Annotated in this window: 22 protein-coding genes and 1 pseudogene; 9 read left to right on the forward strand and 14 right to left on the reverse strand. The window is 62.6% G+C overall.

Annotated elements, in window-relative coordinates:
- The first annotated feature begins 340 nt into the window (after positions 1-340).
- On the forward strand, positions 341-1087 hold the full coding sequence (locus tag NCT03_RS25750) for an Lnb N-terminal periplasmic domain-containing protein (RefSeq protein WP_250494416.1): 747 nt from the start codon (positions 341-343) through the stop codon (positions 1085-1087).
- Between the two features lie 9 nt (positions 1088-1096).
- Here NCT03_RS25750 and NCT03_RS25755 read toward each other — a convergent pair whose 3' ends face one another.
- Positions 1097-2455 carry an MFS transporter gene (locus tag NCT03_RS25755; RefSeq protein WP_244829817.1) on the reverse strand — a complete coding sequence of 453 codons (1359 nt, stop codon included), beginning with the start codon at positions 2453-2455 and terminating at the stop codon, positions 1097-1099.
- Between the two features lie 279 nt (positions 2456-2734).
- Here NCT03_RS25755 and NCT03_RS25760 point away from each other — a divergent pair, with 279 nt between their 5' ends.
- Positions 2735-4528, forward strand: a complete 1794-nt coding sequence (locus NCT03_RS25760; protein ID WP_250494417.1) for a ShlB/FhaC/HecB family hemolysin secretion/activation protein — start codon at positions 2735-2737, stop codon at positions 4526-4528.
- Positions 4529-4597: 69 nt separating this feature from the next.
- Here NCT03_RS25760 and NCT03_RS25765 read toward each other — a convergent pair whose 3' ends face one another.
- Together NCT03_RS25765 and NCT03_RS25770 are read right to left on the reverse strand one after the other, a co-directional pair.
- Entirely contained in the window at positions 4598-5743 is a 1146-nt protein-coding gene (locus tag NCT03_RS25765) for a porin (RefSeq protein WP_250494418.1), read from the reverse strand.
- A gap of 68 nt (positions 5744-5811) precedes the next feature.
- A complete protein-coding gene (locus NCT03_RS25770; protein WP_250469080.1) occupies positions 5812-6036 on the reverse strand; it encodes a hypothetical protein in 225 nt (74 codons plus the stop codon).
- An 8-nt stretch (positions 6037-6044) separates the two neighbouring features.
- Here NCT03_RS25770 and aldA point away from each other — a divergent pair, with 8 nt between their 5' ends.
- From aldA to NCT03_RS25800, 6 genes and pseudogenes are all read left to right on the forward strand, one after another.
- The gene (gene aldA, locus NCT03_RS25775) at positions 6045-7469 is read left to right on the forward strand and encodes an aldehyde dehydrogenase (RefSeq protein ID WP_250494419.1); all 1425 of its coding nucleotides are present in this window, start codon (positions 6045-6047) and stop codon (positions 7467-7469) included.
- A gap of 93 nt (positions 7470-7562) precedes the next feature.
- Positions 7563-8888: an MFS transporter gene (locus NCT03_RS25780; RefSeq protein WP_350029325.1), complete on the forward strand. Its 1326-nt coding sequence runs from the start codon at positions 7563-7565 to the stop codon at positions 8886-8888.
- Entirely contained in the window at positions 8885-10102 is a 1218-nt protein-coding gene (locus NCT03_RS25785) for a mandelate racemase/muconate lactonizing enzyme family protein (RefSeq protein WP_244829812.1), read from the forward strand. Before NCT03_RS25780 ends, NCT03_RS25785 begins: the two co-directional genes overlap by 4 nt.
- A gap of 21 nt (positions 10103-10123) precedes the next feature.
- Positions 10124-11782, forward strand: coding sequence for a GMC family oxidoreductase (locus tag NCT03_RS25790; protein WP_250469083.1), 1659 nt, complete (start codon positions 10124-10126; stop codon positions 11780-11782).
- Between the two features lie 156 nt (positions 11783-11938).
- Positions 11939-12856, forward strand: coding sequence for a LysR substrate-binding domain-containing protein (locus NCT03_RS25795; protein ID WP_244829810.1), 918 nt, complete (start codon positions 11939-11941; stop codon positions 12854-12856).
- A gap of 310 nt (positions 12857-13166) precedes the next feature.
- Positions 13167-14057 (forward strand): annotated as a pseudogene (locus NCT03_RS25800) (LysR substrate-binding domain-containing protein).
- 6 nt (positions 14058-14063) lie between these two features.
- Here the strand turns inward: NCT03_RS25800 and NCT03_RS25805 are convergent.
- From NCT03_RS25805 to fae, 4 genes are all read right to left on the reverse strand, one after another.
- Entirely contained in the window at positions 14064-15422 is a 1359-nt protein-coding gene (locus NCT03_RS25805; RefSeq protein ID WP_370652263.1) for an MFS transporter, read from the reverse strand.
- 99 nt (positions 15423-15521) lie between these two features.
- Positions 15522-16961 (reverse strand): NAD-dependent succinate-semialdehyde dehydrogenase, encoded by a 1440-nt coding sequence (locus NCT03_RS25810; protein WP_250494421.1) that lies wholly within the window; start codon positions 16959-16961, stop codon positions 15522-15524.
- Positions 16958-17995 carry an aldo/keto reductase gene (locus NCT03_RS25815; RefSeq protein ID WP_250494422.1) on the reverse strand — a complete coding sequence of 346 codons (1038 nt, stop codon included), beginning with the start codon at positions 17993-17995 and terminating at the stop codon, positions 16958-16960. Before NCT03_RS25815 ends, NCT03_RS25810 begins: the two co-directional genes overlap by 4 nt.
- 10 nt (positions 17996-18005) lie before the next feature.
- Positions 18006-18518: a formaldehyde-activating enzyme gene (fae, locus tag NCT03_RS25820; protein ID WP_250494423.1), complete on the reverse strand. Its 513-nt coding sequence runs from the start codon at positions 18516-18518 to the stop codon at positions 18006-18008.
- Between the two features lie 220 nt (positions 18519-18738).
- Here fae and NCT03_RS25825 point away from each other — a divergent pair, with 220 nt between their 5' ends.
- Complete coding sequence (locus tag NCT03_RS25825) at positions 18739-19521, forward strand: phosphatase PAP2 family protein (RefSeq protein ID WP_250494424.1); 783 nt, start codon at positions 18739-18741, stop codon at positions 19519-19521.
- A gap of 27 nt (positions 19522-19548) precedes the next feature.
- Here the strand turns inward: NCT03_RS25825 and NCT03_RS25830 are convergent, their stop codons facing one another.
- From NCT03_RS25830 to NCT03_RS25860, 7 genes are all read right to left on the reverse strand, one after another.
- Entirely contained in the window at positions 19549-19890 is a 342-nt protein-coding gene (locus tag NCT03_RS25830; protein ID WP_244829803.1) for a zinc ribbon domain-containing protein YjdM, read from the reverse strand.
- A 124-nt stretch (positions 19891-20014) separates the two neighbouring features.
- Complete coding sequence (locus tag NCT03_RS25835) at positions 20015-20659, reverse strand: HAD family hydrolase (RefSeq protein WP_250494425.1); 645 nt, start codon at positions 20657-20659, stop codon at positions 20015-20017.
- A gap of 28 nt (positions 20660-20687) precedes the next feature.
- Positions 20688-21557, reverse strand: coding sequence for a hypothetical protein (locus NCT03_RS25840; protein WP_250494426.1), 870 nt, complete (start codon positions 21555-21557; stop codon positions 20688-20690).
- 45 nt (positions 21558-21602) lie between these two features.
- The gene (locus NCT03_RS25845) at positions 21603-22268 is read right to left on the reverse strand and encodes a TerD family protein (protein WP_244831020.1); all 666 of its coding nucleotides are present in this window, start codon (positions 22266-22268) and stop codon (positions 21603-21605) included.
- Positions 22269-22336: 68 nt separating this feature from the next.
- A complete protein-coding gene (locus NCT03_RS25850) occupies positions 22337-23362 on the reverse strand; it encodes a DUF475 domain-containing protein (RefSeq protein WP_250494427.1) in 1026 nt (341 codons plus the stop codon).
- Positions 23363-23399: 37 nt separating this feature from the next.
- Positions 23400-24161: a VWA domain-containing protein gene (locus NCT03_RS25855; RefSeq protein ID WP_250469103.1), complete on the reverse strand. Its 762-nt coding sequence runs from the start codon at positions 24159-24161 to the stop codon at positions 23400-23402.
- A 14-nt stretch (positions 24162-24175) separates the two neighbouring features.
- A complete protein-coding gene (locus NCT03_RS25860; protein ID WP_250494428.1) occupies positions 24176-25267 on the reverse strand; it encodes a toxic anion resistance protein in 1092 nt (363 codons plus the stop codon).
- Positions 25268-25360 lie beyond the last annotated feature (93 nt).

A 25360-nucleotide genomic window follows, 5' to 3' on the forward strand; every position in this document is an offset into this window, starting at 1 on the left:
GCTTCCAGGCAGCAGACGCATTAAGACGACGATCGGGTCGCGGGCTTCGTACGGCCGTGATTCGATGGTCGAAGACGATTTACGGTTCGCACGCCGGTCTTTGAACCGGATTTTTTTCTGCATGTCGATGCGGCACGGCCGGTCATTTCTACTCCGGGCGGCGCATCCTGGCTGATGAAGCAATTGTAAGCGGGCATCGCAATCCTTGTTTTCAGACCGGCGCATTCATGCGGATATTCGGGCATACCGGCGCTTTCGCATGAATCGTTCCGCGCTTCGAGTCGCGCGAAGTCTCGCGGTACAGTGGCAGTTGGTCACGAGCCTTTCATGGAGTCCGACCGTGAAATCCGGCACGGAAAAGAGCGCGCCTTGGGTGGAGGAATATGCACGGACCGCGTCCGCCATGTGGTGCGGCGACCAAGTGCGTATTCGCAATGTCCGCAACTTTGTCTACCGAACGCGGGACGAAGCCACGCCCGCCTATTTCGACGCCATCTATGAGATCTCGCGACTACAGACGGTCGATCTCGTGGTGTCGCGCTGGACGCATGAATCCATTGCACATGTGTTCGTAAGCTTCGGTTTCGATGATGGCCGTTATCTCTCCATCTCCATCGAAACGCGCCGTCGGCAAGGGCAGCATTATTCGACGTGGCGCGGCTTCTTCAAGCATTACGATCTGATCTATGTCGTGGCCGACGAGCGCGATCTGATCGGCGTGCGTACCGATATACGGCGCGAACGCGTGTCGCTGTATCGCGCGCAGGTCACGGCCGCCACCGTGCGCGCGCTGTTCAAAGACTACATGCAGCGCGTGAACGACCTGAACGAACGCGCCGAGTTCTATCACACGCTCTTCAACAACTGCACGAGCAATATCCTGCATCACGCGCGAACGGTCGCGCCGCATCTTCGTTATAGCTGGAAGGTGCTGCTAAGCGGCCACGCCGACGACTACACCTATCGCATGGGCCTGCTCGACAACACCTCGACGTTCGATGAACTCAAGCGGCGCAGTCTCATCGTGCGGCCGGAAGGCGCGCTGATCGACGAAGACTTTTCGGCGGCGATCCGGCGCGCTCATTGAGTGCTTGGGTCAGCCAGCCGTTCTCGCGGCGACGCTGCCGGAACCGGCATGAAGCGCCCGGCGTGCGCAAAGCGCTAGCAACACGCACGACAGCCCGTTGAAGAGAAAGAGTCCGCGTGGACCGAAGACGGTCATCAATAGCGAAGCCAGCGCCGGACCGGTCATGCCGCCGAGCGAGAACAGCACGAGCAAGGTCGCCGAGATGGCGACGCGCAAATGCGCCTCCGTTCTATCATGCACGTGCGAAACGATGAGCCCGTATTGCGTGAACGTCACCGCGACATACGCCAGCGTGCCGCACCACACCACCGCGCGAAAATCGAAGCACAGCAGCACGAAGCTCAAGGTCGCCGAAATCGATGCCGTGTAAAACACGAGACGCCGTCTGTCCACTTTGTCGGAGAGACGGCCCATCGGCCATTGCGGCAGGAGTGCGCCGATCAGCGCCACGCCCATGAAGGTCGCGAGTTCGCTCGTCGAAAAACCGGAGCGTTGAAGATAGACCGGCGTCATCGAATAGAACGCGCTGTAGAGAAAGCCCGCGAGAATGCAGCCCGGAACCGCGAGCGGCGTCGCGGCCATCATCTCGCGCAGGCTCTCGCGCCAGGTTCGGGCGGGCACGCGGTCGAGGTTTTCATCGGCGACCTTGACGGGCCAGCCTTCCAGCAAGGTCACGGGCAGCACGGCGGCGGCGAACAGCGCGGCGGCGATGGAGAATTGCTGCGCACCCGTGCCCGCGCCGACATTCAGCAAGAACTGCCCGGTGCCGACCGCGAGATAGTTGATGGCTGCATACGAGCCGAAGACTTGGCCGCGCCGCTCGTTCTCCACCGTGCCGTTGAGCCAGCTCTCGATGGACGTATAAAGCCCCATGAACGCGACGCCCGTGAGAATACGCACGAGCGCGAGGAGCCACGGCGACTCGCTCGCGCCGAACGCCAGCGCGAGAATCGACGCGGCCGCTGAAAAAGCCACGAATGTCCGATGCTGCCCGATCCGGTCGATGAGCCGCCGGTTCACCACCGCGCCGAGAATGAAGCCCAGGTAATAGCACGACTGAATGAGGCCGATCACGAGCGTCGGATAACCCGCCTGCAGGATGCGCAGCGGTATCAGCGTCTGGAAGAGTCCGTTTCCCGCGACGAGCAGCGCATAGCCGCACAACAGGCCCGCGAGCGCGCGATAACTGCTGCCCGCGCCGCCGGGCGGTGGCGGCGGAAGCGGGTCGCCGCCCGAAGGCGGTGTCTGACGGCCGAAGAGCTTGGCTTCGGTGAGCGGTCCGGTCCGTGCGATGGATGAGGACTCCGGCGTTGTCTCGCTCTGTGTCTGATCGGAAAACTGCGGCGTTTCGTCTGCTATTTTTGTCATGACACTCGTTTGCGTTCGGAACGGCCCTTGGTCGAGGCGCGTTCGCACCCGATGCTACCTGAAACCGGAACGGCGCCTGAGCACGTGTGCGACCAATTCGTGATCGACACCGACATCGTGGCGCTTTCGAGCTTCGCCTCGCGCGCTCACGGTCATGCCATTAGCGAGTACGATGTCAGGCCGCCGCGTGACGATGCGGACATTGAGACGAGGAGCGCCTTTGCGACAGACTTTCGATCTTCGCCGTGGTTGGCCCGCGCGTCGGCGCGCCGGTAGCGCATGACGCGGGCATCGAAGGGGAGCGTGCGGTTCACGCGGCTCGCGTGCTGCATTGCCGCCGCTCATGCCGCTGTTTATGCCGCCGCTTATACCGATGCAGCGCACGCGCAATCATATAAAGACGTCGCGCCGATTGCCCCGCCCGCCGCCGAGCGTCCGCGTGCACCGCAGCCGCCCGCCGAATCCGGCGATGCGTCGCAGGCCGTAGCGATCGCGGATTTACGCGGCATCGCTTTCGTGCGCTCGGACGGCGCGGCCGGTTCCGCCAGCACGCAAGGCACGCAGAGCGCTGCGATCACGGCCAGTGGCGCGCCGCTGCTCGATTCCGCTTTCCTCGATACCTTCGCGGCCGATCTCGCCCATCCGCTCACCTTCGCGCGTCTGGCCGAAATTCGCCGCGCCGTCGTGCAGCGTTATCGCGAGGCGGGCCTGCCGCTCGTCGATGTCTACGTGCCCGAGCAGGACGTGAGCGACGGCGTGGTGCGCATTGCGATTGCCGAGTTTCGCGCGGGGCGCGTGCTCCCTCAAGGCAATCGCTATTTCTCCGATGCGCTCCTCGCCCGCGAGATGCCGCTGCCCGCTGGCGAGCCGATCCGCGAAGCCGATGTCGCCGCGGGCCTCGCGCTCCTGAATTCGAACCCGTATCGCCGTGTCGACGTGATCTATGCGCCGGGCGCCGCCGCGAATACCACCGATGTCGTCCTGCAGACCGAAGACCGGCTGCCGTTGCGCGTCTACGGCGGCTACAACAACGACGGCGTGCCGGACCTGGGCCGCGACCGCCTGCTTGCGGGTTTCGACTATGGCAATCTGTTCGGCACGGATGCACGCATCGGCTATCAGGCGACGGCGAGCAACGACCTCATTTCGGGTAATCCGGATATCGAAGGGCGGCCCAACCGGGCGCGCTTCGTCGCGCATTCGTTCAACCTGATTGCGCCGCTGCCGTGGCTCGACCGTATCGAACTGTTCGGGGTGTATGCGCAAAGTACGCCACGCTTGCCGGACAGTTACGGACAGATGGGCACGAGCGCGCAGCTCAGTTTTCGCTACGACTGGCGCCTTCCGCCGCTCGACAAGGCGGGTGCGTGGCAGCAGCAACTGCAACTCGGCTACGACTTCAAGCGCTCGAACAACGACCTCGAATTCGGCGGCTTTCAGGTGTTCAATGCCAATACGCACGTCCATCAGTTCGTGCTTGCCTACGATCTGACGAAGAGCGACGCATCCGGCGACACGCATCTGAATGCATCGCTCTACGCGAGCCCCGGCTATCTCGACGGCAGCAACAACAGCGACGCCTTCGATACCGCGCGTCTCGGCGCGAAGCCGCGCTATCAGTATCTGCAACTGTCCGCGCAACGCGATACGCCGCTGGGTGCGACGGGCTTTTCGGTATCCGCGCGCGGGCTCGTGCAGTGGACCAACAACACGCTTTTGCCGAGCGAGGAACTCGGGATTGGCGGCGACTCGACCGTGCGCGGCTACGACCCGTACGCGGCGCAAGGCGATCGCGGCTGGAACGTGCAAACGGAGTTGCGCTCGCCGGCCATCACGTTCGGCTTCGCGGCGATGCAGCCGTTTGTGTTTTTCGATGCAGGGCATGTGTGGAACCGCATCCCCGAAGCGGGCGAGGTCAACAATGCATCGCTTGCGAGCATCGGCGGCGGTGTGCGTTTTCAGATGAGCCGCTTCGTCACGTTCAGGGGAACGCTCGGGTTTCCACTCAGGGCAGTCGTGCCGAATGGCTCGAAGGCGCCGTTGGGAGAGATATCGGTGGTGATCGGGAGTTGAGCGTCACGCCCAAGAAAAAGGCCGAACGAGCGTCCGGCCTTCCGCATCACGAACTCAATGTCAGCTAGATCAGAACGCGTGCCGCAAAGCCACTCGCGCGACGAACTGATTCGAATTCGACGACACTTGCTGCGCGCCCGGAATATACGCGTTGTCCAGCACCGAATCCGTCGAAGGCCCGTGGATTTTCTGATAGGCGCCTTGCACATAGACGTCCGTGCGCTTGGACAGGAAGTAATCCGCCATCAAGCCGAACGAGTGAATCTTCGGCTTGACCGTGCCTGAAGCCGCGTCGTACGTCTCGATGGAATACACATACTGCGCGCCGATGAAGAACGCCGGCGTGAACTGGTACTTGCCGTTCACTTCGAAGTTCTGATACTTGACGGCGTTGAGCGTGTTGCCTGCTGCCACGAGCGTGCCGCCTATATATCCATTGGTCGACGGATCGCGATAACTCGAATTCGTATAGGCGAAGCCTGCCGTTGCGGGGCCGAACGAGTAGTTCACGCCCGCGCCGTAGACCTGCATGCGTCTCGCGACGAAGCTCGCATCGTTGGCCGCGATGGCGCCGATGCCACCCGTGCCGACGCCGTCCGCGCGCATATATGCCGCGCCGGCCAGCAAGCCGCCATTCGCATACGAAGCGCCGACGCTATACAAGCGGTTGTCCGCGAAACCCGTGCTGTTGCTGAAGCCATACAAGCCGCCGAACTTGAAGCCGCCGAAAGACGGACTCGCATACTTCACCGCGTTGTTCACGCGAAACGAGTTGTCCGTGTTGTCGTTGTCGAACGGATGCGCGAACAGGTAGCCCGCGAAGTTGCCGTTGGCGGTGGTCGGCGCAAGGTAATCGACGACGGAATCGTACTGACGCCCAAGCGTCACCGAACCGAAGCGTTCGTTCTGCACGCCCACGAAAGCCTGACGGCCGAACATGCGGCCACCCTGACCCGCCGCGCCGTTGCTCAGGTTCAAACCGCTTTCCAGTTGATACACGGCCTGAGTCGCGCCGCCGAGATCTTCGACCCCGCGCAAGCCCCAGCGGCTGCCCGACGCATAACCGCTCGTCAATTCATAGGCGTGATTTCCGCCGACGTTGCTCGTGTAGTCGAGGCCTTCGTCGAGCACGCCGTATAGCGTGACGCTGCTCGCTGCAAAGACGGAGGAAGACAGGCAGCAGACCGCTGCGAACAGAATGGCTTTAATTCTCATGAAAGTCTCAAGTTTTCTTGTTTTATCCGATGACGTCGGCATCGCTCACGCGAAAACGCCAAGGATGGCTAACGATGAGCGACGGATTGTGCGTGATCGACGCGCGCTTGCAAAGGGATTTCGCCGAACATCGAACGTGAGTTTTTTGAATGTTCTGCCAGCAAATTCTTCGCTTGTCGCTGCAGCGCGAAGCGCGGAAAAATGGGCCGAAAGTCGTAAGAGGCAGCCGCGACATCAGCGGCGCTGGTTTTTCCGCTGCGGCCGCCGTCGCCCGTCATCGAACCAGGAATCATCGAGAAACATGAAGTCAGAACGCAATTTCGTGAACGGATGTTTCATCGCGCCCGCAAGCGATCAACGCACCGCCGTCGTCAATCCGGCTACCGAAGAAGTGCTCGGCCACGTGCACAACGCAACGCGCGAAGAGGCGTTGCAAGCCGTTGAATTTGCCGCCACCGCGCAAAAGCGCTGGCGCGTGATGCCCGCCGCCGAGCGCGCGGTGCACATGCAGCGTCTCGCGGACGCCATCGTCGAAGCCTCCGCCGATATCGGCGCGGCGCTCGCCTCCGAGTCGGGCAAGAGCCTGACGGACGCCACCAACGAAGCCATCTACGCCGCGCAGATCACGCGCTATCACAGCGAATGGGCGCGGCGCATCGAAGGCGAAGTCATTCCGAGCGATACGCCCGACGAAAACCTCGTGCTGCATCGCGAGCCGATAGGCGTCGTCGCCTGCCTGATTCCCTTCAATTTCCCCATCTACACGCTGCTGCGCAAGGTTGCGCCGGCGTTGATCGCGGGCAATACGGTGGTCGTGCGCCCGAGCAACAACACGCCGCTGTCCGCGTTCGAATTGGCGCGCGCCGTCGAACGCGCTGCATTGCCGCCGGGCGTCGTCAATATCCTGGCGATGGATCACGCCACCGCCGAAGCCGTCTGCACGCATCCGGCCGTCGGCATGATCACGCTGACGGGCAGCGTTTCCGCGGGCCGCAAGGTGCTCGAATACTGCAAGGCGAATATTGCGAAGCCTTCGCTGGAACTGGGCGGCAAGACGCCCGCGATCATCGAGCCGGATGCCGACTTGCAGAAGGCCGCGCGCGAACTCGTCGCCTCGAAGCTCACGCATGGCGGTCAGCTTTGCACGGCCATCGAGCGCGTTTATGCGCACGCGAGCATCCACGATGAATTCGTTCGCCTGCTCAAGGAGCAGATGCTGGCCAAGCAGATCGGCGACCGTTTCGAAGACGCGAGCTTCATGGGGCCGCTCGTCAACGAGGCATCGCGCAAAGGCATTCACGCCATGGTGATGCGCGCGGTCGAGGCAGGCGCTGTGCTCGAAACCGGCGGCGAAGTGCCGAAGCGCAAGGGCTTTTTCTATCCGCCGACGCTCTTGTCCAACTGCCGTCAGGACATGGAGATCGTGCAGGAAGAAACCTTCGGGCCGGTGCTCGCCGTCGTGCGCTACGGCACGCTCGATGAAGCCATCGCGATGGCGAACGATCATCAATTCGGTCTTTCGTCCGTGCTTTACACCGAAAACTATCGCACGGCGATGAAGGTCGCCAACTCCATCGAAGCGGGCGAGCTTTATATCAACCGCACGCCGGCCGATCCGTATCAAGGCTTCCACGCGGGCTGGAAACGCTCCGGCATCGGCGGTGACGACGGCAAGCACGGCATGCTCGAATTCACGCAGACGCGTCTCGTCGTCATGAAGTACTGACCCAGGCCGTGTCTTCTCGCGAGGACGCCGCCGTTTTCCTTTTCCAACTCACACAAAAATATACGAAGGCTGCGGGCTTTGCGCCCGCGGTTCATCGAGGAGCCTCCCGTGTCATCGAATCCCGCTCAAACCAGCCAGGGCGCGGCTGCGCTGCCGCTTAAAAGCGCGCGCGCCGACCGCTATCTGCAACTCGCGCTGCTCGTGGTCGCCGCCGGCGCGATCTATCCGATTCTGTATCTGCGGCAGGTCTATCAGCCGACGATGCTCGAAGTCTTCCGCATCACCGAAGAGCAACTCGGCTATCTCTACTCCGCGCTCGGCACGATCTTCCTGATCTGCTATTTGCCAAGCGGCTGGCTTGCGGACCGCGTCGCTCCGCGCGTGCTCATCTGTTTTTCGTTGATCGCGACCGGCGCGCTCGGGCTGTGGTATTCGACGGCGCCTTCGTTCGCCTCGCTGATCGTGATCTTCGGCTGCTGGGGTTTGACGACCGGCCTCACGTTCTGGGCCGCCATCATCAAGCGCGTGCAGATGATCGCCGCCGCCGACGAGCAAGGCCGCTTCTTCGGCTTTCTCGATGGCGGTCGCGGCTTGATCGAAGCGCTGCTCGCGACCATCGCGATTTCGGTCTTCGCCTATGTGACGCACACGCGCGGCGACTCCACCGCGGCGGGTTTCAAGCTCGTGGTCTATATGTACGCGTTTCTGTGCATCCTGCTTGGCGTGGTGCTCGGGCTGGTTCGCGATCCCGACGCGGGCGCCACCGCCGTGGCGAAGCGCAAGAGCAACGTGCTGCGCGACCTCGCCGTGCTGCTGAAGAATCCGCAGTTGTGGCTGCTCGCAGCCATCGTGTTCTGCGGCTATCAGGTGTTCTGGGCGACGTACAGCTTCTCGGCGTATCTGCATGAGAAGGAGATTGGCCTTTCCGTGGTCGCGGCGGGTTTCATCACCACGCTCAAGCTGTGGATGCGTCCTATCGGCGGCATCGGCGGCGGCTTTCTCGGCGACCGCTTCTCGAAGTCTTCCGTGCTCGTGTTCGCGCTCTTCGCAGCCGCGCTCTCGCTCGTCGTGCTGATCGTCGCGCCGGGCATTTCGAGTCACGTGCTGATCGCCGTGGTCGTGCTGTTCATCGGCGTGATGACCTATGCCATTCGCGGTCTCTACTGGTCCCTGCTCGACGACTGCAAGGTGCCGGCCGAGACGAGCGGCCTCGCCATCGGCCTCATCTCGGTGATTGGCTACTCGCCGGACGCATTCCTGCCGCTCGTCAACGGGCATCTGACGCAGAACTATCCCGGCGTGCTCGGCTATCAAATGTACTTCGGCTATGTCGCCGTGATGGCCGCGCTCGGCGGTGTCGCCGCGCTCGTCTTCAAGCATCGGCTCAAACGCATGGAACGCAAGGAATCGCAGCAATGAAAATCGCCGCACTGGAAACTCATATCGTCGCCGTGCCGCCGCCGCATGTCGGTGGCATGTACTGGATCTTCGTGAAGCTGCGCACGGATTGCGGCATCGAGGGCGTCGGCGAGATTTACTCGGCCACGTTTCATCCGAAGGCGATGACGCCGATCATCGAAGATGTATTCGAACGCTATCTGCTCGGCCACGATCCGCATCATGTCGAGCGCTTCTATCGCGAAGCCTTTTCGAGTGGCTTCACGCAACGCCCCGACCTCACCATGATGGGCGTCGTAAGCGGCCTCGAAATGGCGTGCTGGGACATCATCGGCAAGGCGGCGGGCAAACCGGTGTACGAACTGCTCGGCGGCCGCGTGCACGAGCGTCTGCGTTCCTACACGTATCTTTATCCGAAGAACAGTCGTGGCGAATACGACTACGACGACCCGGACCTCGCGGCGGAATGTGCCGCGCACAACGTCGAACTCGGTTTCACGGCGGTGAAGTTCGATCCGGCAGGCCCGTACACGGCGTATTCCGGCCACCAGATTTCGCTCGAAGTCATGGACCGCTGCGAAACCTTCTGCCGCAAGGTGCGTGAAGCGGTTGGCAGCAAGGCCGATCTGCTGTTCGGCACGCACGGACAGATGGTGCCATCGTCGGCGATCCGCCTCGCGCAACGCCTCGAAAAGTTCGATCCGCTGTGGTTCGAGGAGCCCGTTCCGCCGGGACAGGAAGACGCGATGGCGCAAGTCGCCGCGAAGACGAGCATTCCGATTGCGGCGGGCGAGCGTCTGACCACGAAGTACGAGTTCTTCAAGCTGCTCGAAGCGCGCGCCGCATCGATTCTGCAATTCAACGTCGGACGCGTGGGCGGGCTACTCGAAGCGAAGAAGATCGCGAGTCTCGCCGAAGTGCATTACGCGCAGATCGCGCCGCATCTGTACAACGGGCCTGTCGGCGCGGCGGCCAGCGTGCAGATCGCGGCGTGCTCGCCGAACTTCCTGATTCAGGAAAGCATCGGCACGTGGGACGGTTTTCACGCCGAAGTGCTGAAGACGCCGATTCGCTGGGAAGACGGCTACATCATTCCGTCGAACGAGCCGGGTCTTGGCGTCGAACTGAACATGGACGTGGTGCGCGCGCATACGCCTTATACCGGCGACCGTCTGCATCTGCAGATGACACCCCGGCCTTTCGACGTGAAAGACCTCGCGCCTGCCAAAGGCTGACACTCACCGGAATACTCAAGCATGGAATTCGATTACATCATCGTGGGCGCGGGTTCGGCGGGCTGCATTCTCGCCAACCGTCTGACGGAGTCGGGACAGTATTCGGTCCTGCTGCTCGAAGCGGGCGGCGAGGACGCGTCGTTCTGGTTCAAGGTCCCGGTCGGCTTCACCAAGACCTACTACAACCCCGAATACAACTGGATGTACTACAGCGAGCCGGAAGCGCAGCTGAACGACCGCAAGCTGTATTGCCCGCGCGGCAAGGTGCAGGGCGGCTCAGGCTCCATCAACGCGATGATCTACGTGCGCGGCCAGCCGCACGATTTCGACGACTGGGCGAAGGCGGGCAATCGCGGCTGGAGCTTCAAGGACGTGCTGCCGTATTTCCGTCGCGTGGAATCGCATCCGCTTGGCAACACGGAGTATCACGGCGCGAACGGCAAGATCCGCGTTTCGCCGATGAAGGACGACGCGCATCCGATCTGCCAGGACTTTCTGCAAGCCGCGGAAGAAGCGGGCTTTCCGCGCACCGACGACTTCAACGGCCCGAAGTACGAAGGCGCGGGCATCTACGATGTCAACACGCGCGACGGTCAGCGTTCGTCGAGCAGCTTCGAGTATCTGCATCCGGTGATGGAGCGCGGCAATCTGAAGATCGAGCGCAACGTGACGGTGCGCCGCGTGTTGTTCGACGGCGCGCGCGCCATGGGCGTGCTCGCCTCGCGTAATGGCCAGGACTTGCAGTTCCGGGCGAAGCGCGAAGTAATTCTCTCGGCGGGTGCCGTCGATACGCCGAAGCTCATGCAACTCTCCGGTATCGGCGAAGCGGAGTTACTCGCAAAGCATGGCGTGACGCTCGTGCATGAGCTGCCGGCGGTCGGCAAGAATCTGCAGGACCATCTGTGCGTGAGCTTCTACTATCGCGCGACGGTAAAGACGCTGAACGACCAGTTGGGTTCGCTCATCGGCAAGGCGAAGGTGGCGCTGCAATATCTGATGACGCGCAAGGGACCGCTCGCCATGAGCGTGAACCAGGCGGGCGGCTTCTTCAAGGGCGCCGACGACGAGCTGGAGCCAAACCTGCAGCTCTACTTCAACCCGCTGTCGTACCGCATTCCGAAGAGCAGCAAGGCGCAACTCGAACCGGAACCGTACTCGGGCTTTTTGCTGTGCTTCAATCCGTGTCGCCCGACGAGCCGCGGTTCGGTGGAAATTGCGTCGGCGAAGGTCGAGGATGCGGCGAAGATCCGCATCAACGCGCTGACGACGGCGAAGGATATCCGCGAAGTCATTCAGGGCAGCAAGCTCATTCGCCGCATCATGGGCACGAAGGCGCTGCGCCAGGTCACGGCCGAGGAAATCTCGCCGGGACCGGGCGTGAAGAGCGACGAAGACATGCTCGCATATTTCCGCGACCAGTCCGGCTCGATCTATCACCTGTGCGGTTCCTGCGCGATGGGTCCGGACGCGCGCACCTCGGTGGTCGACGAGCGTCTGCGCGTGCATGGCATCGAGGGTTTGCGCATCGTCGATGCGTCGGTGTTCCCGAACATCACCTCCGGCAACCTCAACGCGCCGACGATGATGGTCGCCGAGAAGGGCGCGGACATGATTCTCGAAGATTCGCGTCGTGGCGTGGTCGAGGCGTTGAAGCCGCTCGAACTTCCCGTCGCCGCATGAACGAAGCGGGTCTAAGTTGCGCGCCGCCGCCGGTCGGATAACCGGCATAATTTGACTCGATTCGTAAAATGCTGCCAAAGAGCGGCACGACTGGCGTGAAGCGCGTGTTAAATGCGCTCACGTCAGACGAGACAGGAGACAGTTTTGAAGCGGAAGATGCCCGCCCTGAACGCGCTCAGGGCTTTCGAAGTGGCTGGCCACACCGGTAGTTTCACGCGTGCGGCGGAAGTGCTGCACGTCACGCAAAGCGCGGTGAGCCGTCAGGTTCGCCAACTCGAAACGCAACTCGGCGAAGCCTTGCTGCTGCGCCGTCATCATCATCTGGAGTTGTCGGCCACGGGGCGCCTGCTGCTGCAGGCGCTCAAGATGTCGTTCGATCGCATCGAGCTGACGGTGCGCAGCATTCAGGAGAAGACGCATCTCAAGCGCTTGCGCATCAACGTGCCGCCGACCTTCGCGAGCCGCTGGCTCATGCCGCGCCTGCCATCCCTTCGTGCTGCCGCGCCTGAAGTCGAAGTCACCCTGACCACGCGCCGCACCGACGAGCTCGTCGAATCCGGCGCGCTCGATTGCGCCATTCGCTTCGGCAACGGCGAATGGGCCGGGCTCGACAATCAATTGCTGATGAACGAGCGGCATATCGCCGTGTGCTCGCCCGAATTGCTGGGCGAGCGCGCGACGACCTCGGTGGACCTGAATGCGTTCACCTTGCTGCATGTGCTTGCAAGCAACGATCAGCGCTATCTCACCTGGCAACACTGGCTGAACGCGGCGGGCATCGACGATGTCGATACCCACGACGGCTACGAATTCGACCTGCTCGATCATTCGATCCATGCGGCGGTGGATGGCATTGGCGTCACCATCGCGGATCGTCACATGATCGCGCCGGAGCTTGCGCGCGGCGCGCTCGTGCCGCTACTGGATGTCGAAGTGGACGGGCATCAGTCGTACTGGCTCGTGACGCGCGCGGGACAGGACGATGCGCCGCATGTCGCGATGTTTCGCGAGTGGCTGCGCGGACAGGTCGACGAGCAGCAGCGATGCTTTGCGCGGATGCGGGCGGCAAGATGAGTCACGAGTTGCCGGGCGCCGAGCTCTTGCGTCCGTCCACGGGTAACCCCGGCGGGTTGTAAGCCTGCATCGTCAGATGTTGTAGGCGGGCGTGATTGCCGCATCGCCGAGTGTGAACTAGAACAGCGCGATGTTCTTCGGGTGGCGGTCGGCGTTGCGCACGATTCGCGGCCTGAAGGCTACAAAACAGGCTCATGCGGATTTTTGTAGCGCTCAGGCTGCGGCGACCTTGAGGTTTGGGCCGCGAAGGCCGGACGCAACCGCCTGTCGACTCGTTACCATAGGGAACAAACCAATCTAGCGAGACACCATGCGCCGCCTGCCCTCACTCACCGCGCTACGCTTCTTCGAAGAAAGCGCGCGCCACATGAGCTTCAACAAATCCGCCGCCGCGTTGTGCGTGACGCCAGGCGCGGTCAGCCGCCAGATTCGTCTGCTCGAAGACGCGCTCGGCGCGCGGCTTTTCGACCGCGATCACAAAGGCATACGCCTGACCGCGCAAGGGACGGAGTTGCTCGCGTGCGTCTAGGAGGCGTTCGATTCCATTGAACGCACGACCCGCAAGCTCTCGATTTCTCCGAAGAGCGAACGCAAGCGGCTCACGGTGAGCGCGCCGCCGACGTTCGCATCGCGCTGGCTGTCGCCACGTCTCGGTTCGCTGATGGACGCGGTGCCCGACATCGACCTCTCGGTGCGCACCGACGCCACGGGCGAGTTTCAATGCACGATCCGCTTCGGGCACGAGGCGCGGGCGGATCATCGGTCGGCGTTGCTGTTCATCGAGCGGCATGTGCTCGTCGGCGCGACGAAGTATGCGGGCCAGGACGTCGTGGCGCTGCTGGAACGCCTGCCCGCGCTGCACGTTCTGCACAACGACGCGCGCCTCACGCTTTGGCCGAACTGGCTCGATGCCGCGAGCCTGTCGCGCGGTTTCGCGGAAAACGGCATCGAGTTCTCGACGCTCGATCAGGCGATTCGCGCCGCGCTAGCCGCAACCGGCCTCGCGGTGGTGGACCGCAACATGATCGCGGACGAGTTGCACGACGGCACGCTTGCGCAACTGTCGCCGGTGGAATCCACGGGGCCTTATGGATACTGGCTGGACATCGGGCCGTCGGCTGCCGCGCAGGATCATGTGCAGGCGTTTGCGGAGTGGCTGCGCGGCGAAGGGGTGACAAACGCGAACGCAGCGCAGCCTTGAAGCAGTTCAGTTGCCACTCGCCTCGTTCAACGTCAGATGCTTCGTTTCCGGCGCCCATGCAATCGAAACCAGCATCCCGATGAACAGTACCGCGGCGAGCGCGAGCATCGTTACCTTGACGCCGACGCCCGCAATGCCCAGTGGCAACAGAAACGTGCCGATAGCCGAGCCAAGGCGGCTGCATGCAATCGCCAGTCCGACGCCGCACGCGCGCGCCTCGGTCGGAAAGCACTCGGGCGGAAACACGCCGACCAGGTTTGAAAACGCGGACATGGTCAGTGTGAAAAGCGCGAACGCCGCGATCATCCAGAGCGACGCCGACGATGGCAGCACCGCAAGCGCCAGCAGCGACACGCACGTCACCGCGAACGAGCCGATCAGGAACGCGCGCCGCGATAGCTTGATCGTCAGCCAGATGCCGAGCAACGCGCCTATCACGAGCACGCCGTTGAGCAGCAGATCCGCGCCCGAGCCCTCGTTCAGATCGATCGCCTTGAGGATGCTCGGCAGGAACGTGTAGATCGCGAAATACGGGATCACGAGGCACACGAAGAACGCGCAATTGAAGATGGTGCGGCGGATCAGATCCGGCTTGAAGAGCCGCGCGAAGCCGCCGGGCGGAGCGAAGTGTTCGCCGGCGTCGGCGTCGAGCGTTACGTTCGGGCCGAAGTGCTTGCGCACGATACGCCGCGCTTCATCGCCACGACCGCGGCCGAGCAGCCAGCGCGGCGACTCCGGCGTGCCGATACGCAACACGAGTACGAGAAACGCCGGAATGCCGGCCGAGGCGAGCAGCCAGCGCCAGGCGTCCGGCGAGGCATTGGCGTAATGCATGCCGAGCACGTTCGCAATCACGTAGCCGATCGTCCAGATCACGCTGAACGAGCCGAGCAGGGTGCCGCGATGCTTGCGCGGCGAAAACTCCGCGAGAATCGCGTGACCGACCGCGAAGTCGCCGCCCATGCCGAAGCCGATCAACACGCGCAACGCAACGAGCATCGCTGGCGTGGTCGCGTAAAACTGCGCGAACGCCGCCGCCGTGATGATGATGAAACTCAGCAGAAAAATCTTCTGCCGCCCGAGCCGGTCGGACAGCCAGCCGAATACGAGGCTGCCGAAGAAGATGCCGATCAGCGCGGACGAGCCGAGCATGCCCATCCAGAACGCATCGAGCGGAATCTGCCGGTTCATCGACGCCAGCGCGTAACCGATGGTGCCAAGCGCATAACCTTCCGTGAAATGCGCGCCGAACGTCAGCCCCGCGATCTTGATATGAAAGCGGTTGAGCGGAACGTCGTCGAGCGTGACGCGGCCGGCGCCAGGCGACGGGGCGAGATGCGCATCGAGCGCATCGGGAATGACGATTCGAGTATCCAAGGGTGTCTCCTCCACTGCATGAATTGCCGCGCGCGTGCTGGTGCGTGCTTGTGGTTATGGGTGCGCGCGGCGCCGACAGAAGATGATTCAGCGGCCAAGCCCCGCCATCATCATGTATTTGAGTTCGACGTATTCATCGAGCCCGTACTTCGAACCTTCACGGCCGAGCCCCGACTGCTTCACGCCGCCGAACGGCGCGACTTCCGTCGAGATGATTCCCTCGTTGATGCCGACCATGCCGCTTTCCAGCGCCTGAGCGACACGCCACGCGCGGCCCAGATCGCGCGTGTAGAAGTAGGCCGACAGGCCGTAGGGCGTGTCGTTCGCGAGCGCGACGACTTCTTCCTCGGTCGCGAAGCGGAAACACGCCGCGACCGGGCCGAAGGTTTCCTCCTCCGCGATCAGCATCGAAGGCCTGGCATCGGCGAGCACGGTCGGCTCGTAGAACGTTCCGGCCAATGCATGCGCTTTGCCGCCTGTCAGCACCTTGGCGCCTTTTTGCACGGCATCCGCGACATGGGTCTTCACTTTCTCGAGCGCCGCCTCGTTGATGAGCGGACCTTGATCGAACGCGCCTTCGAGACCGTTGCCCGCTCGCAAGGCGTGCACGGCGCGCGTCAGGGCTTGCGTGAAGGCATCGTAGACGCCGTCCTGCACGTAGAAGCGATTCACGCACACGCACGTCTGCCCCGTGTTGCGGAACTTCGATGCCATCGCGCCTTGCACGGCGGCGTCGATATCGGCGTCGTCGAACACGATGAAGGGCGCGTTGCCGCCGAGTTCCAGCGAAAGCTTCTTGAGCGTATCCGCGGATTGCTTCGCGAGCAGTTTGCCGACGCGCGTCGAGCCGGTGAACGAGAGCTTGCGCACGTGCGGCGACGCCGTGAGCGTCTCGCCGATAGCCACCGCATCGCCCGATACGATGTTGAACACGCCGGCCGGAATGCCCGCCTCTTCCGCCAGCACCGCCAGCGCGAAGGCCGATAACGGCGTCTCCTCCGATGGCTTCAGCACCATCGTGCAACCGACCGCAATCGCGGGGCCGGCTTTGCGCGTGATCATCGCGAGCGGGAAGTTCCACGGCGTGATGGCCGCGACCACGCCGACTGGCTCGCGCGTGACGATGATCCGCGAATGCGGCTTCGGGCTCGGGATCACGTCGCCGTAGCTGCGCTTCGCTTCTTCCGCGAACCATTCGAGGAAGCTCGCGGCGTAGGCCACTTCGCCGAGCGCTTCGGCAAGCGGTTTGCCTTGCTCGCGCGTGAGCAGGGCGGCGAGCGCGTCGCGGTTGGCGAGCATGAGTTCGCCCCAACGCTTGACGCGGGCGGCGCGTTCCTTTGCCGTGAGCGCGCGCCACGCGGGCAGCGCGTTGCTCGCGGCATCGATTGCAAGCGATGTCTCCGCGCTGCCGCCGCGCGCCACGTTCGCGATGACTTCGCCCGTCGCTGGGTTGCGCACGGCATACGTGCTTGCGCTTTCTCGCCACGCGCCGTCGATGTAATGGCCGGATCGTAAAAGGTCGCTCATGCGGCGCGCTCCATGAGTTCGTCGAATGCGCCGCGCGCCTCACGCGCTTCGCGGGCGATACGCCGTCCCGCCGTGTAATCGTTGATGAGATCGCACGGTGTGTAGTTGCGGTCGAGTTCGTGCATTTCGTCGTCGCTGAGACGCGTGTCGAGCGCGGCGAGCGCGCTGTCGAACTGCGCGGCCGAATCCGCGCCAACCAGCATGCTCGACACACCCGGACGGTTCAGCACCCATGCCTGCGCAATCTGCGCGGATGTCACGCCGCGTCGCGCCGCCACTCGCGCCACCGATGCCGCGACGCTGCGCGAAGCGGCATCGCCATACATTTGCGCGGTGAAGAAGTCCGTCTGATTGCGATTCGAGCCGGCGTCGTTCGTCAGCAGACCGCGCGCGAGCGGACTGAACACCGACACGCCGACGCCCTGATCGATGCAATACGGAATCATCTCGCGCTCTTCCTCGCGATACGCGGCGTTCAACTGCAATTGCATGTTGATCGGCTTGTGCCAGCCGTGGCGTTCGCACGCCTGCACGATCTTGGCGAACTGCCAGGTGTACATCGTCGAGACGCCGATATAGCGCGCCTTGCCCGCGCGCACGATATCGTCGAGCGCGGCCAGGGTTTCTTCGACGGGCGTGTTCACGTCGAAAAAATGCAGCATGTAAATGTCGACGTAGTCCATGTCGAGACGCTTGAGCGACGCGTCGATGCCGTCCATCACATGCTTGCGCGAATGGCCGCCCGCGTTCGGCGTGCTCGCCATGTCGTAGCCCACCTTCGTGGTGACGACGATATCCTCGCGCCGCACGAGCCGCTTCAGGATGCGGCCGACCACTTCCTCGCCGACGCCGGTCGAATAAAAATCGGCGAGATCGATGAAGTTCACGCCGGCATCGAGCGCATGGCGCACGATCGGCTCGCTTTGCGCTTCATCGAAAATCCAGGGCTTCCATTGCGGCGTGCCCATGTTCATGGTGCCGAGACACAAGCGCGAAACCTTGAGTCCGGACTGGCCGAGACGTACGTATTCCATGGTCGTCTCCTCAGCGCTTCTTCGGCGTGTAGAACGGATTCGAGACATCGCGCGCCGCCTCGAACACGGAATGTCGATACGGCAAGCCTTCCATGGCCGCGACGATTGCGTTCCTGCACGCGCGATAGTTGTTCTCGAAGACGGCGTCGAGATCGTCGGTCTTGGGATTCACCCAGTTCGCCGATACGACCACCCACTCGTTCTCCGCCTCGGGCGGCAGCGTGCCTTGTTCGAGCGCTTCGGCCACGGCTTTCGCTATGCCGGCCTGCGATGCGCCCCAGGTCGCGTTGCCGTGGAAGTCGCCGTCGATCGGCGCCTTGTTCACGTAGAGCGTGAGCGGCTTGGTCGGCACGCCGGGCCGTGCGATCACGACGAAGGGCGCGTGCCCGGCCGATGGCGTCGCGAGCGCGGTGGCGAAGGCCTGACCGGCGGGACCGTCGCGCGGACCGACCAGCACGTTGATATGGGCGAGATTCACGCCCGGTCCCTCGAAGCCTTCGCCGATATACAGATTCTTTCGCATGGACTCCAATCCTTTGCGTTACGTTGAGGATGAACCGATTTTGCGGCGGGCGTCGCGCGATGAGGAATCGACGATTTGTCAGCGTGGGTGTGAGATTCAATCAACTCCGGGAGTACCCGTAGGGCGAATCCGAAGCTCGACTTAGTCCGTCCTAATTTCCATCGGCGGCAGGCATGGTAGAACGTCTAGCCGACTCGAATCAAACGGAGGTTGTCGATCGATGGACTATGCAGGCTTAGCAGAAGCTCACGCGTTGTGGGTCATCGCGTTCGTGCTCGTGGCGGCGCCGCTTGGCGCGGCGCTCGCCTGGAGCGCGTTCGTGCGCTTGCTCGACACGCGCGAGCGGCCCACGCAGAGGACGCTCGTCGTGTTCGCGGCGCTGGTTCCGCTTGCATGCGGCGTAATGGTGTTCGCGGCAATCGCGACGCGCGTCGAGCGCGGCGAGGCGTTTTCGAGCGCCGATCAGCTTCTGCTCGATAGCATCCGCAAAGGCGTGCCGCCGCTGGCCGCGCAGAGCTTCGCGCGCTTGACGCATCTTGGCGATCCGCTGTTCCTGGCGTTGTTGTGCGCGCTCGTCTGCGTGGCGCTGGCGTGGAAGCGGCACGTCGGACTGGCGCTCTTTCTGATCGCGACGACGAGCCTGGGCGGTCTGCTCAATCGCGTGCTCAAGCTGTCGATGCATCGCGAGCGGCCCATCGGCGCGCTCGTGCCGTTGCCCGAGAGCTATTCGTTTCCGAGCGGCCATTCGTTCGGATCGATGGTCTGCTACGGCATGTGCGCCTATGTGTTGATGCGCGTCGCCTCGCGCGGCGGCGATGCGCTCATCGTCGCTTCGACCTGTCTTCTAGTGCTGCTGATCGGCACGAGCCGCGTGGTGATCGGCGTGCATTTTCTGACGGATGTCGCGGGCGGATTCGCCTCGGGCGGCGCGTGGCTCGCGTTTTGTATCGGCCTGGCGGAGTTGGCGCGCCGCGTGCCGGCTAGCGGCATGCGGACGAGGTAAGGCGCACCTCGTCCACGACGTGCGCGCTCAGATCTTCTTGACGAATTCGGACTTGAGACTCATGGCGCCGAAGCCGTCGATCTTGCAATCGATATCGTGATCGCTATCGACAAGGCGGATGTTCTTGACCTTCGTACCCATCTTGAGTACGCCGGACGAGCCCTTCAGCTTGAGATCCTTGATGATGGTGACGGTGTCGCCGTCTTGCAAAATGTTGCCCGCCGAATCGCGATAAACCTTCGTTTCGGCTTCGGCGGCGGGAGATTCATCGGCCGACCATTCATGCGCGCATTCGGGGCAAATGAAGAGCTTGCCGTCTTCGTAGGTGAATTCGGAATGGCATTGGGGGCACGGGGGCAGGGCGGTCATGCGGGGTCCTTCGATGCGAACAGGTGGTGCGGAAAGCGGAACGAAAAAGCGGAACGAATAAGCGGAACGAAAAAGCGGGACGAAGTATAGCGGTCGGAGATCGCCTGCCGATTCCCGCGCTGTCTTAATAATGAGTATCGCTCAGGGCTGGCAAGGTCGGCAAGGCGCCGCATCCGCGAATCCATGGAATGTCGGCGGCTTCGGCCATCTCCTTGTCGCCCGCGCTGTCGCCATAGGCATACAAGGTCATTGGGCGATATGCGCCCCACCATGCCTTCAGACGCTCGACTTTCTCCGGCCCCCAGCAATTGGCGCCGATGAACCGGCCCGCGTATCCCGATTCCGTCAATTCCAGTTCGGTCGACAGCACCGTGCCGATTCCAATGGTCTGCGCCCAGAGACGAAGATACAGAGAAGGCGACGCGCTCACGATCACCACCTCGTGCCCAAGCGCCTGATGTTGCCGCACGCGTTCGATCATCTCCGGCCGGATCATGGCCGGCAGGCGCGTGGCACAGAAGCTTTGGGCAGCGAGTTGTAGCGCATCGCGCGAGACGTGTTTCAGAGCGTACTTCAAATACTCGGCCTTCGCGGTTCCGCGGTCGCATCGGCCTAATGCCATGCCTGTCAGCGCCGGCGCCGCCCATATGGCCGATGTGGCGAAACGAATTGGCCCGACGGTGTGCAGCACGAAAGCCTTGAGGCTGTCGCCGGTGGTAATGGTGCCGTCGAAATCGAATGCGGCGACGGTGCGGTGTTGCTTGGACATCGAAGGCTCCATGTAAAACGCTCGTTCCTCAGCGCTTGGGCTGCGACCGCGCAGCCAGCGCGGCGGGGAGGGTCACGTTCATCAGTTGATCGGCGCGCGCAAGCAGATCGACAATATCGGTTTCGAACGCATCGACTTGCAGGGACAACAGTTCGAGTTGCTGAAATGCCTGACGCACCATCGCGCGGCGATCGAGCAATGCGCGCGCGGCGCTCGCGTTGTCCGAGGGCTCCGGCAAATCGGCGACGGCGCTCAAGGCAGCAAGACCGATAGCCAGACCGTCGTGCGCTTCCGTGATGTGTTGCCGCGACGACTTCACGCGCGCCGGGAACGAGTGCAACGAAGTCTTGAGCGTGGTCAGGAGGCCGCGAAAATCCAGTTCCGGCGTTTCCGTGCCCAGGTATCGGCCTGTCAGGCGGTCGATCAGACCGGGTCTATGTGCAGCACGCTCGAGCAGGTCGCGCATCAGGCCGGCGCCATCCAGTTCAGCGAAGTCGCGCATCATGCGGGTGAACGTTTCGACAGCCTCGCCGCATGCATGCAACGGCGCTTCGGCCATGACGACGATGTGTTCGAGCCGTGGCGGTACGAGCCGGCGAATCGCGCGTTCGATACGTGCCTGCTGTCGAGGATACAGGCCGGGAAACTGTTGGCGCGCGCACTCGAAACACTGGTTCAGCAACGGATGGCCAGCGTCTCCGAAGAGCGTCTTTCCCGGCTCGCCCAAGCTTTGCGGTGCGCTCGCGGCGCGTTCCTCGCGCGACACAAAAAGCGGGCGCACGGATGGCTCACGGACGACGTTGCTGCGCGCATTGGAACTGCGGTCGGCTCGGGAATCGTTGGCTTGCAACCTGCCCGGTGTGTCCGGGAAGCTCAGCGGTCCGGGTTCACTAGACATTCGCATACTCTTGCCGGTTACGCCACGCCATGACAGATCTCCGTTTCAGGCGCGGTCGACGCGGCCGCCATAAGCGGCGACGAAATCCGCGAGCCCACGGTTGTAGCCCATGCCGACCGCCTTGAACATGAACTGTCCGTCGCGACGATAGAAGCTTCCCACCTGCACGGCGGTTTCCAGCGAGAAATCTTCTTCGAGCGGATAACGGGCGAGCACCTTGCCGGTATCTTCCTCGGAGATTTCGATGTAGCTGTTGCGAACCTGTCCGAAGTTCTGCTTGCGCTCCGCTGCGCGATCGATCGTCACGACGACCGAAATTTCGTCTACCGCAGCGTCGAGTTTCTTGCTGTCGATGAAGATGACTTCGTCGTCGCCACCGCCGCTACCGGTTTGATTGTCGCCGCTGTGCACGACGCCGAGACACTCGGACGACGACATGCCCTTTCGTGGCCATTCGTCGCCGGGCTGGAAAAACGTGGTTTCGCGGTCGAGCGTGCGAATTTCCGTGTTGTAGAAGATGAAGTGCTTCTGCGACAAGAGCTTCGGATTGCTCTGTTCGTCGTATTTGCACAGGAACACGGAGACGTCGAGGTCGAAGTTGTCGCCGGTATCGGTGGCATTGGCGTCCCACCCCAGGCCGATGCGGAACTTGCTTGCGTGCGGCGCTTCTTTCGACAGATTGATCCGGCCGCCTTTGGACAGATTGATCATTGACATGGATTACTTGCTCTCGTTTGAAGGTTTTGGATCGCGCCGCGATTCCGGGCGGCGCGTCCGGATCAGGAAGCAGGGTTGTCGGAAGTCGCGTCGCGCGTGACTTCGCGACGTTGCACGATGATCGAACTGACGACCGCAACGCCGATCGTGCATGCGCCGATTAGCCCCGTAACTACTTCCGGAACGTCGACGTTGACGCACAGCATGATTGCCGCAAGCGCGCCGATCGCCCAGAACGCGCCGTGTTCCAGAAAGCGATATTGCGCGAGCGTTCCTTTCTTGAGCAGGATCAGCGTCATCTGACGGATATAAGCCGCGCCCACGCCGAGTCCGAGCGCAATCAGGAAGATGTTGTTGGTCAGGGCGAATGCGCCGATCACGCCGTCGAAGCTGAACGACGAATCGAGTACTTCGAGGTACATGAAACCCGCGACGCCTTCGCGCACGATCCGTTCGCCGGTCGCGTCGCCGCTGACCAGATCGCCGACGCCATGCGCGACGATGAAGGCGATGACGCCGCCGCCGCCCGCCAGCAGAAACGATGCGCGCTCGCCGTCCGGCAACTGGGTGGAAACGAGCGCGATGATGCCGAGCGTCAGCGCCACTTCAATCGCAGAGAGGCGGCCCAGTCGCGCGAAGGGCTTCTCGATGACCTCGATCCAATGTTCTTCCTTGTCGGCGTTGAACATGAAGCCGAAGAACACCATCAAGAGAAACGCGCCGCCGAATGCCGAGACTTCGTGATGCGCCGAAGTCAGAATGGCGGCGTACTGATCCGGCGCTTCGAGCGCGAGCCTGGCGGCCTGCCACAAGCCAATGCCGCCCGCCACCGCGACGATCAGCAGCGGAAACAGCAGCCGCATGCCGATCACGGCGACCGGCAGGCCGAACGTCATGAAACGGTCGCGCCACTTGTCCGACCAGTTGCGCAGGACGGCCGCGTTGGCCACGGCGTTATCGAGTGAGAGGGAGACTTCGAGCACGCACAGCACGGCCACGAGGATCATGTCCTTCACGCCGCCGATCAGGAATGCGAGCACGAGCGCGATGAACGTCAACGCGAACGGGATTTTGAATTGCTTGATCATGTATTGCTCAAGAGAAAAAATGGCCGGAATGGATCGCTTACTTGCCGCGCACCCAGTCACAAAATTCCTCGGTAATGAGTTGCTCGTAGATCGCCTGATCGGAGATGTCGAGCGATTCGAGATGCAGGAAGCCTGCATTCGGCAATTGCTCGGCGACTTCTTCGAGGAAGGCGAATTCGTCGGGATTACCCACGCCGATGAGCGACCAGTAGATCGGGAACTTCTGCGTCTCGCGCAGCAGCTTCCAGACGCGCGCGCGGTCGAAAGCAGGGTTCTGTCCATCCGTCACGAACAGGACCCACACGGGCATGTTGTTGGCGGGTGCGGCATTCGCGACGGTGACGTCGTTCTGCGGCGCGCCGAATAGCCGGCGGAAAAAGCCAGGCTTGTCGTTCGCATCGGGCGCTGCCGCCGCGAAGAAGAAATTGACGATATCCGTCATCACAGGCGCGTATTCCGTCGCGCCCCACTTGCGCACCGACGCATTCTTCATCACCTCTTCGGTGATATAGGCGCCATAGTTTTCGGGCGTCGCCGTTGGCAGGCGGTCGAAGGTGTCAGTGAAGGTCCAGGTATCGATTTCGCCGTTGTCATCGAACTTCATGGCGATGCCAAGCATGCGGTCATGCGTTTCCTGGATGATCCCGGATTCGTACAGACCCTTCGCTGAACCCGAGATGTCCAGCGCCGCCGCTACTCGCACGACGGGCGGACGCGGCAGGCTACGCTTGCTCAGGATGATCGAAACGCTGTCGGCGCGCGCAGCGAGGGCCGGTTTATTGAGGTTGATGATGGACATGCGAGATTTTTCTTTTAGTGGTTACGGTCGTTGAACCGGGCGATGAGATCCTGCTCGAGCTTGCGTAGCCGCGGTTCGTCGGCTTTGCGTTTGCGTTGGCCTTCGTCGATGATCTTTGCCATTTCGTCGAGCGCGGCGAACAACTTCTGCTGCGTGTATTCGAAGGTTTCGGTCGCGATGACGGGACGCTCCGCCAGTCTCGTCACCGCGCCGGCGTTGGCGTGCAGTTGGTCGGCCTGCGCGCGTAGCGCCATGTCGGCGGCATCGAACGTGGCGTTCGCGAGGTCGGCCGCCTTCTTCGAACTCAGTTGCTTGATGTAAAGCGAGAACGCGTTGGTCCACGCGGGAATCAACACGGTTTTCGCCGTGCCGAACTTGGAGATGAGCGTTCGCTTGTGATCCTGCTCCATGCGGATCTGCGGCGCGAGTTGTTCGGCCATCAGCATGGCGCGGCTCAAGTCGTCGATTTTTTGCGCCAGTGCGTTTGCGCGGCGACGCGTGTCCATCATGCGTTGCGCGGCGAACGCGTCGCCGGCTTGAGGCTCTTGCGCAAGCGCCACGCGGTACGACTCGAGCGAAGCCTCGCCATGCGCCTTGGCCGCTTCGAACTGGCGGAACGTTTCGTAGTTGTCCGCGTACATCTGATCCAGTTCCGCGATATCGCGGTTCTGCCGGCTCGCCGTGGCCTCCAGTTCGACGACGAGCGTACCGATGCGCTTCTCCACTGAATCGAACTGGGCGAGCAACTGTTCCCGGGTCGATCTGAACATCGACACTAGTTTCCCGGCCAGGCCGCGTTTTTGGATGGAAGCAGGGTCGAGGCCCTTGGCGGTCACGATCAGGTTGTTGAGCAACTCGCCAAAGTGGTCGGCGTCGGAGGCACGCGCCTCGGACAGAAGACGCTGCGAAAGGCTGGCGACGCGCTCGCCAGCCGTGGCGCCAAGCTGGTCGATCTGATCGTCCGTGAGTAGTTCGGCCGAGGCTTCGCGAACCGTTTTGGCCGCGTCACGCAGGACCGGCGTCGATGACGGCGATGCATCGCCGCGCGTGTCGTCTGTCGCGAGGTGAAAAGGCTTCGCGTTGCCATCCCCAAAAATGGGTTTCATTTTTCTCTATCTCGTTATTCTAAGTAATGCCAAGCTATGGTTTGTCGATGAACCCCCCGGCAACCCCGGGCATTGGACGCGCGAAGTAAAGGT

This window comes from Caballeronia sp. GAWG1-1, assembly GCF_023631465.1.
In the GTDB taxonomy this organism is placed as follows: Bacteria; Pseudomonadota; Gammaproteobacteria; order Burkholderiales; family Burkholderiaceae; genus Caballeronia.